Origin of the sequence: Paenibacillus sp. FSL H8-0537, from assembly GCF_038051995.1 — a bacterium.
Taxonomy (GTDB): Bacteria; Bacillota; Bacilli; order Paenibacillales; family Paenibacillaceae; genus Pristimantibacillus.
Window position 1 is genome coordinate 5,797,331 of the sequence record NZ_CP150290.1, and the last position, 14,754, is coordinate 5,812,084.

Annotated in this window: 14 protein-coding genes; 4 read left to right on the forward strand and 10 right to left on the reverse strand. The window is 48.9% G+C overall.

All coding sequences use genetic code 11. The annotated features are described in order from the left end of the window. Nucleotides 1-215 precede the first annotated feature (215 nt). Nucleotides 216-1,031 (forward strand): lipase family protein, encoded by an 816-nt coding sequence (locus MHB80_RS24505; protein ID WP_341279419.1) that lies wholly within the window; start codon nt 216-218, stop codon nt 1,029-1,031. A gap of 80 nt (nt 1,032-1,111) precedes the next feature. Here the strand turns inward: MHB80_RS24505 and MHB80_RS24510 are convergent, their stop codons facing one another. The 8 genes from MHB80_RS24510 to efeO all read right to left on the reverse strand — a co-directional run bounded on the left by MHB80_RS24510 (nt 1,112) and on the right by efeO (nt 8,446). Continuing rightward, on the reverse strand, nt 1,112-1,756 hold the full coding sequence (locus tag MHB80_RS24510) for a hemolysin III family protein (RefSeq protein ID WP_341279420.1): 645 nt from the start codon (nt 1,754-1,756) through the stop codon (nt 1,112-1,114). A gap of 64 nt (nt 1,757-1,820) precedes the next feature. Further along, nucleotides 1,821-2,522: a hypothetical protein gene (locus tag MHB80_RS24515; RefSeq protein ID WP_341279421.1), complete on the reverse strand. Its 702-nt coding sequence runs from the start codon at nt 2,520-2,522 to the stop codon at nt 1,821-1,823. A 229-nt stretch (nt 2,523-2,751) separates the two neighbouring features. Further along, a complete protein-coding gene (locus MHB80_RS24520; RefSeq protein WP_341279422.1) occupies nt 2,752-2,952 on the reverse strand; it encodes a hypothetical protein in 201 nt (66 codons plus the stop codon). Between the two features lie 17 nt (nt 2,953-2,969). Further along, nucleotides 2,970-3,902 (reverse strand): RsmD family RNA methyltransferase, encoded by a 933-nt coding sequence (locus tag MHB80_RS24525; RefSeq protein ID WP_341279423.1) that lies wholly within the window; start codon nt 3,900-3,902, stop codon nt 2,970-2,972. Further along, entirely contained in the window at nt 3,902-4,240 is a 339-nt protein-coding gene (locus tag MHB80_RS24530; protein WP_341279424.1) for a lipopolysaccharide assembly protein LapA domain-containing protein, read from the reverse strand. The genes MHB80_RS24525 and MHB80_RS24530 overlap by 1 nt, the downstream gene beginning before the upstream one ends. Nucleotides 4,241-4,382: 142 nt before the next feature. After that, nucleotides 4,383-6,167 carry an FTR1 family protein gene (locus MHB80_RS24535; RefSeq protein WP_341279425.1) on the reverse strand — a complete coding sequence of 595 codons (1,785 nt, stop codon included), beginning with the start codon at nt 6,165-6,167 and terminating at the stop codon, nt 4,383-4,385. A 22-nt stretch (nt 6,168-6,189) separates the two neighbouring features. Then, entirely contained in the window at nt 6,190-7,452 is a 1,263-nt protein-coding gene (efeB, locus tag MHB80_RS24540; protein WP_341283067.1) for an iron uptake transporter deferrochelatase/peroxidase subunit, read from the reverse strand. Between the two features lie 82 nt (nt 7,453-7,534). Then, nucleotides 7,535-8,446, reverse strand: coding sequence for an iron uptake system protein EfeO (gene efeO, locus MHB80_RS24545; RefSeq protein ID WP_341279426.1), 912 nt, complete (start codon nt 8,444-8,446; stop codon nt 7,535-7,537). A gap of 217 nt (nt 8,447-8,663) precedes the next feature. On the opposite strand from efeO, the gene MHB80_RS24550 reads away from it, so the two are divergent. Continuing rightward, nucleotides 8,664-10,787, forward strand: coding sequence for an EAL domain-containing protein (locus tag MHB80_RS24550; protein WP_341279427.1), 2,124 nt, complete (start codon nt 8,664-8,666; stop codon nt 10,785-10,787). Nucleotides 10,788-10,895: 108 nt separating this feature from the next. On the opposite strand, the gene MHB80_RS24555 is transcribed toward MHB80_RS24550, so the two are convergent. Further along, entirely contained in the window at nt 10,896-11,279 is a 384-nt protein-coding gene (locus MHB80_RS24555; protein ID WP_341279428.1) for a glyoxalase superfamily protein, read from the reverse strand. Nucleotides 11,280-11,463: 184 nt separating this feature from the next. Between MHB80_RS24555 and MHB80_RS24560 the strand changes: the two genes are divergently transcribed. Beyond that, entirely contained in the window at nt 11,464-12,381 is a 918-nt protein-coding gene (locus tag MHB80_RS24560; protein ID WP_341279429.1) for a class 1 isoprenoid biosynthesis enzyme, read from the forward strand. Between the two features lie 124 nt (nt 12,382-12,505). Then, on the forward strand, nt 12,506-12,745 hold the full coding sequence (locus MHB80_RS24565; RefSeq protein WP_341279430.1) for an NHLP leader peptide family RiPP precursor: 240 nt from the start codon (nt 12,506-12,508) through the stop codon (nt 12,743-12,745). Between the two features lie 52 nt (nt 12,746-12,797). On the opposite strand, the gene MHB80_RS24570 is transcribed toward MHB80_RS24565, so the two are convergent. Then, nucleotides 12,798-14,714, reverse strand: a complete 1,917-nt coding sequence (locus tag MHB80_RS24570) for a HAMP domain-containing sensor histidine kinase (RefSeq protein ID WP_341279431.1) — start codon at nt 14,712-14,714, stop codon at nt 12,798-12,800. Nucleotides 14,715-14,754 lie beyond the last annotated feature (40 nt).

Here is a 14,754-nt window from a genome sequence, read left to right on the forward strand (position 1 = left end):
CAAGCTCCCATCGTAAAGCTTTTTCCTATTATTATAACGGCGCAGCTCCGCTCGCGTCCAATGCTACTTTGCCAAATTTATTTGCTAGTGCATGGCCCAAGCGGTTGCGGGGACGCCCAGCCTTTCATATGCTACAACATCAGCTTCCCACTTGCAGACAGCAATTAGGCAGAAACTTCTCGCGCAAAGGCGCAATAAGGAGCGGAGGTCGGGCAATGGCAACTTTGAAAAAAAACAACCGGGAATCGCAGCAGTTGGACACTCGGACAGCTTTGTTTTTGGCCGCGGTATGCAGTCAAACGTATTTGCAATTCACGAACCCAAGCGGGCTGTTTCTCGTGCCGCGCAATTATACGCTGGTCGGGACGTTCAATGCCAAGGCCTATGATCAGACGGAGGAAGCCTTTGGCTTCCTGCTGACGTCGGAGCAGTCCTCCGTACTCGCTTTTCGCGGCTCGGGCTCCGCCGTCGATTGGGTATCGGATTTTATCGCCCAGCAAACACCCTATCGTCCCGTGAAAAATAGCGGTTATACGCATAAGGGCTTCACCGATATTTATATGTCCGCGCGCGATCAAATTTTGACGCTTATAGAGCAGTTGCCCGCTGATAAGCCTTTGTTTATAACCGGGCATAGCTTAGGCGGCGCTTTGGCTACGCTTGCAGCTGCCGATATTGCCGCGAATACTCCAATAAAATCACCGATTGTCTATACGTTCGGGGCACCGCGGGTCGGCGATCCTAAATTTGTCCGCAATTACAACAATCTTGTCGGTACCCATTGGCGTTTTCAAAACGAATACGATATCGTTCCCCATCTCCCAACACTTGTGTATCAATCGCCGCAAACGAAAAAAACGTATTATTACTTGCATGTAAAGGGCGAGGTCAAGCGCTCGTTCAGGCTCGGCTCGGTTGCCGCCAACCATGTACTGCCTAGCTATTTTAACGATCTATATGTCGAGGAACCCATCTTTGCCCTAGCCATCTGTTCGGAGCCCCCGGGCTGGTGCCCGCTGCTTACGCAATAGACATTCTTATGTATGCACAAAGAAGCTTGGCAACGGGCAGATGCAAACGCATCCGCCCGCTGCCAAGCTTCTTTGAACGTTTATGACGGGAGCATATAGAGCAGAATCGCAAAGAAATGCAGCACGGACCCGCCTAGCACGAACATATGCCATACCGCATGATGATAAGGAAACGCCCGCCACATATAAAAGACGGTTCCCACGGTGTAAAGCAGCCCGCCTGTAATGAGCAGCTGCAAGCCGCCAGGCGCCAAATGGCTCGTAAGTGGCTTCCAGGCAAAAACAATGAGCCAGCCCATGGCCAAATACACGATAGTCGAGGTAAACAAAAACTTTGAAGCAAAAAATGCTTTAAATACGACGCCAACGAGCGCAAAGCCCCAGACGATGCCGAAGAGCACCCACCCTAATGTCCCCTGCACAATATGAAGCAAAATGGGTGTATACGTCCCCGCAATAAATACATAAATAAAGGAATGGTCAAGCGATTCAAAAACACGCTTTGCCTTGCCTTCTGGAAAGCTGTGCACCAATGTCGATGCGGCATAAAGCAGCAGCATCGCTGTGCCATAAATCGTAAAGCTGACCACATGAGAAGCTGTACCCTTCTCTACTGCAAATATGATTAAAATAACGAGCGCAGCAACGCTAAGTGCAGCTCCAATGCCATGTGTGATGGCATTGGCTATTTCCTCGCGTTTGGAATATGTGTGCGTGTTGGCCATTGCTAGGGTACCTCCGTCCTAACCACTGAATATCTTGAACACTTACTACTTACAGTGTAGAACATCAGTGCCAGTCTTTCAACCACAGCTGCAGGCGATCGATCGTTTTATCCAAATTGCAGATGGCATCTTGGTCGCGGAACGCCTCCTGATGGCGGAAATAATGGGCATGCCCGCCGATGACATGAATCGGCTCAACCTTGCCTGGCGCATGCTTCATCTGCTGCCATTGCGGCAAGCCAGAAGTGCTTCGCGTCCAACCGCCCCAACTGCCGATCCGGCTTACGGGATCATTAAGCTTGCCCGCCTCGTTCACGGAATACAAATAACAGACTTTGTCTTTCAGCTTTGGCGCAATATGATTGCGCGGCGAACCGACCTGCAGGACACGGAAATTGGTCATTAGATTGCGTTCCATCAGCATTTTCGCCGCTTGATAAGCTGCAGCTCCGCCGCCGCTATGTCCGATGAACAGGGAAGGCTCATCAGCGCTCATCAGCTTCTCCTTCACTTGGCGGTAAGCCATTTGCCCACCGATGCGTCCAGCTGCAATAAAACTGGTTAAATCGCTGCCCACCTCAAGCACCTGACGAAACAGACTGCGGCTGTTATCGCCATAAGGATGCAAAATATGAATGCGGGGCTCAACGCCGGACGCGCGAAATAATTGGTCAAGCTTGTCCCGACAAACGTTAAAGGCACTCTTAGTCGTAGCCACACCTGCCAGCAAAAATATGTTAACGGCTCCTCCACCAGCTGCCAGCATGCTTCTCCCTCCATTGCAAAGAAATATGGTATAGGTACATTATGCGGGAAGAAGCTTCGATTCATTCCTGCACGTGCCACTTAAAAATAATCCAAATTTGCCTCAAACACAAACGAGAATGCCAGCCTTCTAGATGCTCTAATTAAAAATAAGCCTCCCGCTACGCTGCACATTCCCAGCATAACAAAAGGCTATTCAAACGATTAGGCATCGCCAAGCTGAAAGCTGACTACACGCCCATCTTTTTGCGTTGATTATTGACCTTCTTCGTGTTCTGGCTCTTCATTTGCTGCGTGTTTGTTGAAAAACCGCCTTGTGCGAAGGCATCTGCTTTACCCTGCTTCTTCTGGGCCAGCAATTGCTTGGCTTTCTCCGCTTGAGTCAGCTTCTTCGGCTGCTCCTGTACTTCCTTGTTCTCCACGTCCGACATATTATCACCTCGCTTTATTATTTAACCAACGTAATAAATCTTGTAAAAGCACCCTTATGCAGTTCGCAGCGATCGACCAAGCTGAAGCCGGAAGCTGATAGCTGCGTTTCAATCGGCTCCGTCGTCACAATGACTGCAAGGTCAGCAATCCGTCTTACACTTTCCAGCATATCAAGCTGCTCGCCAATCGGCAAGACCGAACATAAATTATACGGCAGATCTACGATTGCCGCATCATAATGCCCTTCCAGCTCACGCATATCGCCAAGTGCAACGAGTTCCTTGCTATAGCCAAAATGAGCAAGATTGACCCGTGCGCCCCGTACCGCGAGCGGATTGCGATCCACACCGCGAATATCAATGCCCATCGACAACGCTTCAATGAGCACGGTGCCCATGCCGCAGCAGGGATCGATCACCTTCGCCTTGAGCGCCTCGCCTGCTGGCCCCGAAGCTATATTGACTATAGCTCTGGCCACCCTCGTGCCAAGTGCTGTTGAATAATTTTGCGGCTTCTGCCGATGGGCGAGCCAAATCGCACTCGCTTCCACACAGTCGCCAAACCAATAACGCTGCTGCCAAAAGGTAACGCCCAGCAGACGCTCCGGCTGCCGCATATCCGCTACTCCAATTAATGACGCGCCGACGGAACGCTCAAGTCCGCGCTGCTCCTCGTAGCTGTATGGAGAGTCCGCCACAGTGCAAAGCACCTTGAACGTCGCTCCATTCAAATCAACAAGCGGCAGCTGCTCCAGCAGCTCCGGCAACGTTTCACCTGAAAGGGAGAGCTCTAGGCGACGCTTGAGAAACGGACTGCGGCTCGGATGAACGTTATGCTCGCTCACGACGAAGCCATCACTGAGCGAAGCTTCCAGCAGTCGCGACAATTCCAGTCGGCATAGCTCCAATTCCTCTTCATGACAGCTGTAGCTGTATAAATAGCGAGTCATTAATGGTCTACTGACGTCCGTGTCTGAGGAAGCGACTCATCGATGCTGAAAGGTGTAAGCTCCGGCTTTGCTTTTCTTTCCACCTCAGCGGTTAATTCATTCACCTGTTTATTCAGAAGCTTAACCTGGCGCTGCAAGCGGAACACACGCACCATGCCAAACAATCCAATAACTAGTCCGCCAAGGAGCGTCGAAGCGAGAATGACGAGAATAAGCGGAATTTGAGTCTGCGCAAACATAAAATTAACTTGCACCGAATTGACATTAATTACGGCAAATAACGCAATAACAAATGCAAACAGCAGTGCGGATATAAGCATCGTCTGAGCCTTCATCATTTTCTCCACCTTTATCTGGGTTGCTATTAGTTTATCATATTCCCTATTAAACCAATAGTCGCAGCGCCAAACAGCAAGCGGATGCCCGCCTCAAGGGCAAGCATCCGCTTAAGATTGTTCCCAGTACAGCTTTATTGGTTAACTACGCTTTTCTTCTCGCCTGCTGCCATACGAACATAATGATAATGACCACCAATACCGCAAGCTGCGTAAGCGCCGTCTCCAGCGTTGGATAAATACCAAGGAAGCCAATCGTAGGCCATTCGCTTACCGCATGCGTCGGCAGCCATGCAGCGACCTGCAGCGAGTGAATGCTTTCTCCCATAAAGCGGAACACTAAATAATAAATGAGCACCGATGCCACAATGAAAAAGGGCCGAATCGGCAGCTTCGTGCTGAAGCGAATAATAACGAAAGCTATTGCTACGAGCAGCAGGAACGTTACGCCAATACCTAAGATCATTTGGTATGGATCAATGGAAGGCGCCATGCCGACATAAAATATCGTCGTCTCCGCCCCTTCCCGCATAATGGCAAGCGCCGACACAGCGAACAGAGACCACAGACTGCCGCGGGCAATAGCGCTGCCCATCTTGTTGTCAATATAGCTGTTCCAGCTTCGCAAATTTGCTTTGCTGTGCAGCCAGTTGCCGACGGTTATCATCAAGATGACGGAGACAAGACCAGCGATGCCCTCAATCGCTTCACGCGCGCTGCCAGCAGCCGCTTGAGCAATCGCATAAGTGAGCAGCACAGCCATAACAGCGCTCAGCAGCAGGCCGACCCAGACGCCAGACCATACCCAGATGCGCTTCGACTCGTTGCCCGATTTTTTTAAATAAGCCAGTAAAGCTGCAAGCACGAGAATTGCCTCAAGCCCCTCGCGGAGCAAAATCATTCCAGCATCCCATGCAGTATAGCGCGTTTCCTCCACCATTGGAGCAAGTATCTCTCTGATTTCGGCAATTACGGCTTGGGCTATATCCGGAACCGGTGGATTGGAAAGCAAATAGCCCGATACCGCCGTCATTTGAATTTCGATTTTCGTATAAGCATCAGCAGAACGAATCTGCACCTGCCCCTCGACCGACGGCCATTTTGAAATAAAGGCTTGCATTTGGCCATCGGCCTCACTTAAATTGCCCGCGGCTATGTCTTTAGCTGCTTTATCAACAATTGCAATCAGGTCAGCAATGCCCAGTTTTTCCGCTGGTACAGCAGCCGCATCGATTTTGCCTGCCCTATAATCATTAAGCAGCTGAATCATCGCATTCGTTTCCGTCTCGGATTGCTCCGCACGCGGCGGCTCGGCCTGCAGCGCAATCCGGATCATGCTCATTGCCGTCTCCAGCTTGCCATAGACGGTGAAATTGTCCGAGCGGATCGCAGGTTCAATCGTCAGCCAATTATCGTTAATCGTCTTATAATCAGCGCTCGCCTTCCCCCATTGCTCTCCTTGAATTTCGACCAGCAGCTTTGTCGCCATAGGCAGAAGCAGCTTCGCCGCTTCCTTGCCGCTCAGCTTAGATTGATCGTCCTTCTGGACGCTTTTCACATATTTATTAATCGCCTTTGCCAGCTCGGATAAGGAAGCCTTTGCCTCCTCCGGCTTGCTGTCTCCCTGGTCCAAGAGCACGATCGCATGAGCCAGCGCGGAGCCGACATCGGCGGATAAATCTGATTTTTTCACGTTTAGCTGCTTCCAGCGCTCATTCGCTTCTTTAATATGACCTGATGCCTGTTCCCAGTCGCTCTGGCTTGCCGCTGCAAGCGCTCCGCCAACGAGCGGAAGCAGCTTATCCAAATCGCTGGACGTTTCTGCAAAAACGGGCCTCACGCCAATCGAGCCTGCAACCATGGCTGCTAAAATAACGATAATGCCGAGCCATTTCCACCCTATGCTGTAACGGCTGCTACCTGAAAACATATGCCGCTTCTCCTCTCTCCTGCTACAATAACGTCTCTCCAATATAGCCGCCCTCGCTGACGCCAGGGAAACAAGCAAACACGGCGCTGCCCGTATGCACGATATATTCATTCAACTTATCCATTAGGCTCAGCTTGGTCTGCATCGGAATAAACTGCTTGCTCGTATCGCGGTTATAGCAAATAAACAATAGTCCCGCGTCAAGCTGTCCGGTGCGTTTGTCCAGACCGCTGGAGTAGGAGTACGAGCGGCGCAATATTTTCAAAGACCCGTCCCCTCTAGCAAGTGCCAAATGCGAGTTGGCTGGAATGACCGGCTTGCCGTTCTCATCCTTTTTATTCACATCGACTGTGTCAAACTCCTTCAAGCTGCCAATTGGAGCACCGCTCTCCCGATGGCGGCCGAAGGTTGCCTCTTGGTCAGACAGCGTCGAGCGATCCCACACCTCTACCCGCATGCGAATTCTTCTCACGACCATATAGCTGCCGCCCGCCATCCATGGTACACCGTCATCGGCGGAAGCCCAGACGACCTGCTTCATCTGTGCTTCATCGCTCGTATCCGGGTTCGCGGTCCCATCCTTGAAGCCCATCAAGTTGCGCGGTGTCGCGCCCTGCTTATCAGCGCCGGAGGTGCGCTGAAAGCCTTCCGTCGTCCAGCGCAGCACCGCTTTGCCCCGTGCGATCCGCGTCAAATTGCGAATGGCATGGAAAGCGACCTGCATATCGTTTGCGCATACCTGCACGCCGATATCGCCACCGCACCATTCCGGCTGCAGCTCATCGCCGCCAAATGCTGGAAGCTCCTCAAGGGAAGAGGGCTTCTTGCTTGACAGACCGAAGCGCCCATCAAAAAAGCTCGGCCCTACGCCGAACGTAATCGTTGTTTTGGAAGGCGATAAGCCTGCGGCTTCGCCCGTGTCGGATGGCGGCAGGTTCAAGTTATTATTGTCCGTGCCAATCATCGTTCCTTGCGTCATTGCAGCCGAAGCGGCTGTCCAAACTTGAAACAAGGTACGCACCTCATCGATTGAAGCTGCTGTCAGATCAAAAGCGGCAAATAAAATAAAATCCTGTGACGGCGTCGCAATACCTGCCTGATGAGCACCGTAAAAAGGCAGCACATCTCCATTTGCTCCAGCCCCTGTCGCCGCCGTTGTCGCTGCCGTTGTCGGGGCGGACAGCGTTTTGCTTGCCGCCTGCATAATGCCGCCTACGCCAGTCGCGCCGATCAGCAAACCAGCCCCACCAACGCCCATGAGCCGCAGTAAATCTCTGCGGCTCATCGGTTTTTCCAGCACACTGTCGCCAGCCTGCTTCTGATTATGCTTTTGTTTATCGTCGTTGTTAGTAGTAGAACTCATGACATTAAGCCCCCAAAATTTTGCCCATTTGTGAAAGCGGTTCTGCCAAAGCGTCTAGCAGCCGGCTCAGCTTCTTCGTATCTTCTTCTTTCAAATCAAGGTAAGATTTATAGCCGTCGCCATCTTTATAAACAGCAAGCGCATCGTCCAGGTTTGTGAAGCTTGTGCCAATCAATGTTTCCAGTTCGGCATCATGCTTGTTCAATTGCGGCTTAAGCAGCTCATAAATTTTCTCTGCACCTTCTACGTTAGCGACAAAATCATACAAGTCAGTATGCGAATAACGTTCTTCCTCGCCGGTCACTTTAGAGGAGGATACTTCGTTCAGCAGCTCAACCGCACCCGTAACGAGCAGGCTAGGCTCAATTTCGACCGTCTCCATAAGTGCGCGAAGCAGCTTGATGTCCTCAAGCAGCGTATCGGCATAACCTTCAGCGCCTTTTGTAGTATTTTCTTCCCATAAAATTTTCTCGATTCGGTGGAAGCCTCTCCACTCCTTCTCGTCGACATCATTTTCACGGGCATCAATATGCGGGTCAAAATCGCCCAGCGCTTCAGCAATCGGCTCGATTCTTTCATAGTACATTCTCGATGGCGCATACAACTGCTTCGCCGTCTCAATGTCGCCCGCTTTAACGGCATTGACGAATTTTTCGGTTTCAATAACGAGCGAATCCGCCTCTTTAATCGTGAAGGCGCGATATTCGTCAAGAACAGGCTGCCATTCCTCTTCCGTGGCAGGCGCTATTGTAGCAGCTGGCGACTCCTCCGACGCTGCTGGTGATTCTTCAGCTGTATTTGTTCCTGTCGCTGCCGCAGTGTCTGTTTTTGTATTAGTAGCAGTATCTGACCCGCAAGCAGAAAGAAATAATAGGCTGGCACAAGATAATGAAATTGCGATTAACTTCCAGTTCATTCGATTTTCCCCTTTAAGAATCCACGTCATGTGAATTTATTCTATTGCGAAGTATATTCCTATTGAGAATCATTGTCAATTATATTTTTATGGCAACGATGCACTTATCTTTCCTGCATTTCTTCCTGACAGTCAGCAGGAGGGAAATCGTTGACAATTATTCTCATCAAACATAACATAAACATAAATGAACCACATGAGGAAGTGTCAGCAACCCTTGTCTATTACCCAACATATAGCAAAAACCATTTATCGGCCTGGTATCGGCAAGCTTATACGACCGATCAGCAGGCTGCTATTTAATCATATGAATGAAGGCATCATCATTTATCATACAGATGGACAACTCGTCATGAGCAACCATGTAGCTGAAAAATACGGTTTTCTCGCTACAGCAGCAGCCAAGGTCAGCATGTACCCGCTTTATTTTAAAATGAACGGGGCAATGCCGCTCCCTTCCGAACAGCAGCCCCTGAACCGCTTGCTTCAGGGAGAGCAGGATATTGTCCAAGAGCTATGGCTGAAGCCCGGCGAGGGAAAAGCCGGAAGCATCGTGCGAATCGTCGGCAAGGCCCTTCGCTCCTTCCGAGGAACCCCGCTCGGCTTTATGCTCGTCGTCCACGATATTACGCTCAGCAAATGGCATGAGAAGCGGCTGGAAGTAAGCGAGCAGCGCTTTAAATCGCTTTTTGAGCATAATCCGGATATGGTACTGTGGTTTGATTTGCAAGGAAAGCTGCTGAGCGGCAATGCCGCCATTGAACTAGTCACTGGCTATATAGCTTCCGAGCTTATCGGCCTTTCGGTTGACGAATTGATAAACGATGTCGAGACTTGGCAGCTGCAGCACATATTGGAGCAGGTCCATACGGGACGGACTATTAATCAGGAAACGTCTATTACTAATAAAACGGGTGAGCTTGTTTATTTGCATGCAACGGTCATTCCCATTATTGTCGAGGAGCAGCTCGCAGGTTTCTACATCGTGGCCCAAAATGTGACCGCGCAAAAGCAATCGATGGAGACGATTTCCCGCATTGCTTATTTTGATTCCTTGACGGGCTTACCGAACCGCCATTCATTTTTCGAGACGCTGACTGCGACTTTGGCCCAATGCAGCACATGCATGGACAGGCAGTTCGCTGTACTTTTCGTCGACTTGGATCGCTTTAAGCTCATTAATGATACGCTTGGCCACCGGGCTGGCGATTTTTTACTTGAGCAAACAGCTCTACGCATGCGCAAGTGCGTGGGAGAAAGCGGCACGATTGCCCGGCTCAGCGGGGATGAGTTTATTATTTTGCTGACGCATGCCGGAGCTCAAGAAGCCAAGCAGCTGGCAGAAAAAATACTAGACGAAATCGCCGTTCCCATCGTCTACGACAATAATCGACTGCTCTCTACTGCAAGTATTGGCATCAGCCTATATCCCGACCATGGCACATCCTCCGAGCAGTTGATTCAATTTGCTGATATTGCGATGTACCGAGTAAAGGAACAGGGAAAAAACAGCTATCTCTTTTTCACCTCCGAAATGAATGAATCAATCGTACGCCGTACGACGATGGAGAAGCAGCTCGCGATCGCTTTGGAGAAGGAGCAGCTAACGCTGCTTTATCAGCCACAGGTGAAGGCGAGTACAGGGGAAATAACTGGCTTCGAGGCGCTTGTGCGCTGGAATATGCCGGAGCGGGGACTCATCTCTCCTTTGGAGTTTATTCCGCTGGCCGAGGAAACGGGCATGATTATCCAGCTCGGCGAATGGGTGCTGCGCCGAGCCTGCGAGCAGCATAAACGCTGGATAGATGAAGGGCTTATGCCAGTAACGATTGCGGTCAATATCTCGATGAAGCAATTTGAGGATGACAGCCTGTTCGAGACGATCAGGCATATACTATTCGAAACGAAGCTGCCTCCTGATTTGCTAGAGCTGGAAATTACCGAGAGCATCGGCCTGCAAGGCGCCGATCAGGTCATTAACAAGCTGAATCGGCTTAAGACACTAGGCGTGCGCATTGCCATTGATGACTTTGGAACAGGATACAGCTCGCTGCACTATTTGCAAAAGCTGCCGATTGATACACTTAAGATCGACAAATCTTTTATTCGCGACATGACCAGCGTCACGCCTGATATTTCAATCGTCCATTCCATCATCAGCCTTGCACACAGCCTCCAGCTTGATGTTTTGGCCGAAGGGGTCGAGGTCGCCTCCCAGCTGGAAATGCTGGCTGAGCTCAAATGCGAGCGGCTGCAAGGTTATTTGTTCTCGCGTCCGATTCCGGCTGATGAGGCGCGCACGCTGCTGCACCGACAAAAGCTGGATGAATATTATCGCTGATTTCAAGGTGAAACGGCTGCCGCCTTCCTTTGGCGGCGCGGCGCGTTTCATTCCGAGAAATATAGAAAAAGCCATACAGCGGATTGGATCAGCTCCGCTTGTATGGCTTTATTTCATTTGGTTTTCATAAAAAAGCAGCCGGTTGCCGAACGGATCCGTCACGACGCATTCAAGTGTATGCCAAGGCGTCCGTTCCAGTCCAGGCTTGGCGTAACGGTAATCTTTTTCAAGCAGAAGGGTATGATAGGCTTCAATTTGGCTCGTTTCAATACGAATAGCTGCGCCGGGGCAGCTATCGCCATGATGCTCAGATAAATGCAGCACACAGCAGCCATTAGATACTTGCATATACAATGGAAAATCCGCCTCATAACGATGCTCCCAATCCAGCCGGAAGCCGAGAAAGTCCATATAGAACGCTTTAGCATGTGCTTCATCAAAAATTCGCAAAATCGGTACGACTGGTTTCATTAATAGCCCGTTTTGTCCCATTCGCGACTCCTTTCGGCATTCGCCGCACTCTTTTTATCGTTTTCCCACAAAAAAGTTCCAAGTTTCTACATTTTACTTAACTTCCCCTCTATCTTCAACCGCCAAAACAAAGTATAATACTGGAAAACAAATTATTTTATGTGCCTTTAAGCCTATTATATAAAGATAAGAGGACTCTTACCCCATGCCATTTATCACCCATTTTGAAGCCAGTCTTCAGGCTGTTTTCTCCAAAGCACAGCAAATAACGGCAAAATTCCCTGCACCGCTAAATCAAACGGGACAAGCGTATATTACGCAGATCAATCCTCTGCATCGCAGCGGCAGCCAGAACTATCTCGGCTATTTGCTGCCCTATTGGATAACGGAAATGGCCGATGTGACCGAGGAGCAATGCGAGCAGCTTGCGCTTGCCAATTTATTCGGCATGCTGCATTTTTTTATTGTGGATGAAGTGATGGATACGGGGAGTGCGGAAAGCAGACAGAAACTGGCTTTGAGCCATTTATTTTATACGCAGATGTACGGTGTTCTGCACCGTATGCACACTTCTGACTCTAAGATTTGGGAGTATTACGACCGCTACATGGCCGATTGGTCGCTTGGCGTGGCCCAAGAGTCCGAGAGCGATTATTTCAATACCGATCCGCTTCGCACCGCTTTAAAGTCGTCACTCGTGAAAATAGCCAGCACCGGAGCCTTGCTCCTCTCGGACCAGCACGCCTTCATACCGGCAGTCGAACAGGCTGTTGATTATGTGCTCGTTGCGCTTCAAATGGCCGATGATTGGACGGACTGGGAAGCTGATTTGGCCGATGGAAGCTACAATGGATTGCTAGCGTTATTCAGGAATAGATGGCCAGAGCAGTCGCCGATTACAGTCAGTAAAGTGAGAAAAGCGATATATGTGCAGGGGCTACTAACGGACTATGTGGAGCTCGCTTACCAATATGAACAGGCGCATCTCAAATTAGGCCTTAAGGCTGGTTATTTACTGGAATTTCATGGATCCATAACCGCTTCTCTCGCAAATGATGCTCATAATATAGAGCTCAGTCGAAAAAAACAGATGGAGGGCGGACTCTTTCAAACACTATCATGACAAAATCACCTAAAAAATCTGCTATTAATTAGTATTTTATGAAAATATATAGTAGTTTTTGTCGAAATTCCATGTTACAATATATAAATGGAACTTATGCATAATACTAGAAAGGTGGAACAGTATGAGCAGCGAAAACAATTTACGACAGGAAATTATTCAGAAAGCATGGGAAGATGAGGCTTTCAAGAAGCAGCTCCTGGCTGATCCACGTGCCGCTATTAAAGAGGCGTTTCAAGTTGAAATTCCAGAAGACGTTGAAGTAAAAGCAGTAGAAGAACAGACTAACAGCTATTATCTCGTTATCCCTGTCAGTCCTGCTGATAGCTCCCAAGCAGCTGTCGCATCTCCACCTTGGAAGTAAGCCTCTACGTACAGTCATAAATCAAGCGCCCTGCCAGGACGGCAAGGCGCTTTTATTGAATTTCTGCTAAAGGCAAACTTACGAACGCTTCCGTGCCAACTCCTTTTATACTGTTAAAATAGATCCGACCGTTCATCACTTCAATAATGCGGAAGGTGACCATCAGCCCAAGCCCTGTACCTTTGGACTTATTGGAGAAATACGGCTCGCCCAATCTTTCCAGCTCGCTCTCCTCCATCCCTACTCCATTATCGCTAATGCGAATAATGACGGTGGAATCCTCCTGATAGGCAATAATGTCGATGCTTCCCTTTGTCGGCAGCGCTTCGATGCTATTTTTCACAATATTAATAATCGCTTGTTTGAACTTAGAGGAATTTCCCCGCACATACAGCTCAAAATTCGACTCCACCCGCAGTTCTCCACCTTGAATCGTAGCAAGCGGAGATAATATCGCTTCGATTTGTCCCAATTCCTCCGCTATATTCAATATCGTCGTCATTTCAACCTGAGGCTTGGCAAAGGTCAAAAAGTCCGTAATGATGCTGGAGGCGCGATCCAACTCGTCGATAGCCAGCAGCATATAATTTTTATCCTTCTGATCGGCAGAACGATGGCCAATTAACTGGAGAAAGCCGCGTGTCACCTGCAGCGGATTGCGCACTTCATGTGCAACCGATGCGGCGAGCTGGCTAATGATTTCCATTTTCTCAGAACGCTGCAGCTCATTATTGAATACTTCCAGCTTTCGGGAATACAGCAGCATTTGCTCATAGTTATTAATAATCCGCCGGATCAACACCACAATTAAGGAGAAAATGAAAAACAGCGTTCCCCATTTCCAATAAAACATTTCATAATCTTTGTGTGTAAAATAAATGACCAGCTCGGATACCACTGTTAGGGCAAACAGCGCAAAACCTGTAGAAATAATAATACTTTCCCGGTTTCGCTTCATACAATAAAGCGCAAGCACCGAAATTAAGATGATGTTGCCGATCATGACGGACGATGCGAAGATGAGTGGCACGATGCTCTCATAATAATGCAGAATCCCTCCGCCTAGCAGGATGCTCAGCAGCAGCCACACGCTGCTTCCGATGGAGATGACTAATTGGACGCGCAAACCATATTTTAATATTCGGCTTGTGCCTTTCCCGATAATTTGCTCAAAAAATAAAAAGATCCAGGTCATAATAAACGTCGAGGATATATCAAACAAATAATAATAAACTCGGCTGGATTTGCCGAAAAACGCATACAAATACGGAGAAATCGTCAAAGTCATAACCCCAAGCGACAGCATCAGGAGACATAACGAATTCCAGCCTGGCCAATATATTTTATTCACAAACAGCATACATATAAGTAATGAAATCGATACAAATACAAGCGTGCCGCCCAAAATAATATCCAAAATATTTTTTTGCAAATATTTAGAATTCATGCTTTGGAAATCGCCAAGCTTCACGCTACCCTCGATTCCTAGCGAGCTTGCATCTGCGTTGCCTTTTAAATATATGTATATCGGCTTATTATAATAATGAGGAGACAGCTTCAGCAAAATATTGTTCGTCTCATAGCCGTAGTTGCGCTCATCCTCATATATAAGATAACCATCGTTAAATATACGAATTTGCTGCGCAAAGTTCACGTCCAGCATAATACCTGGATTTTCCCACTTCAAATCTGGAACCTCAATCTTGATCCAGGCGGAGTTAAAGCCGTCCGGCTTGGTGGTTACCCGATCATTGCCTGTTGACCAGATCCATCTATCATTATGCTCCTGATCCATCACATCTGCGAGCACCGGCTCCTGACTTGCCTCATCTAGCCATTGAATATACCACTGATCAATATGTGTTATTGGTGGAGGAGGAGGACTCGCAAAAGCTCGAGGAACCATTAAACAGATGGATAAAACGAAGAATAATACGATGAACCTTGCGTATCTCAATACTTCTCTCATTCCTGCACCTCAAAGCTTCGAAAATTCATCACTAGCCCAT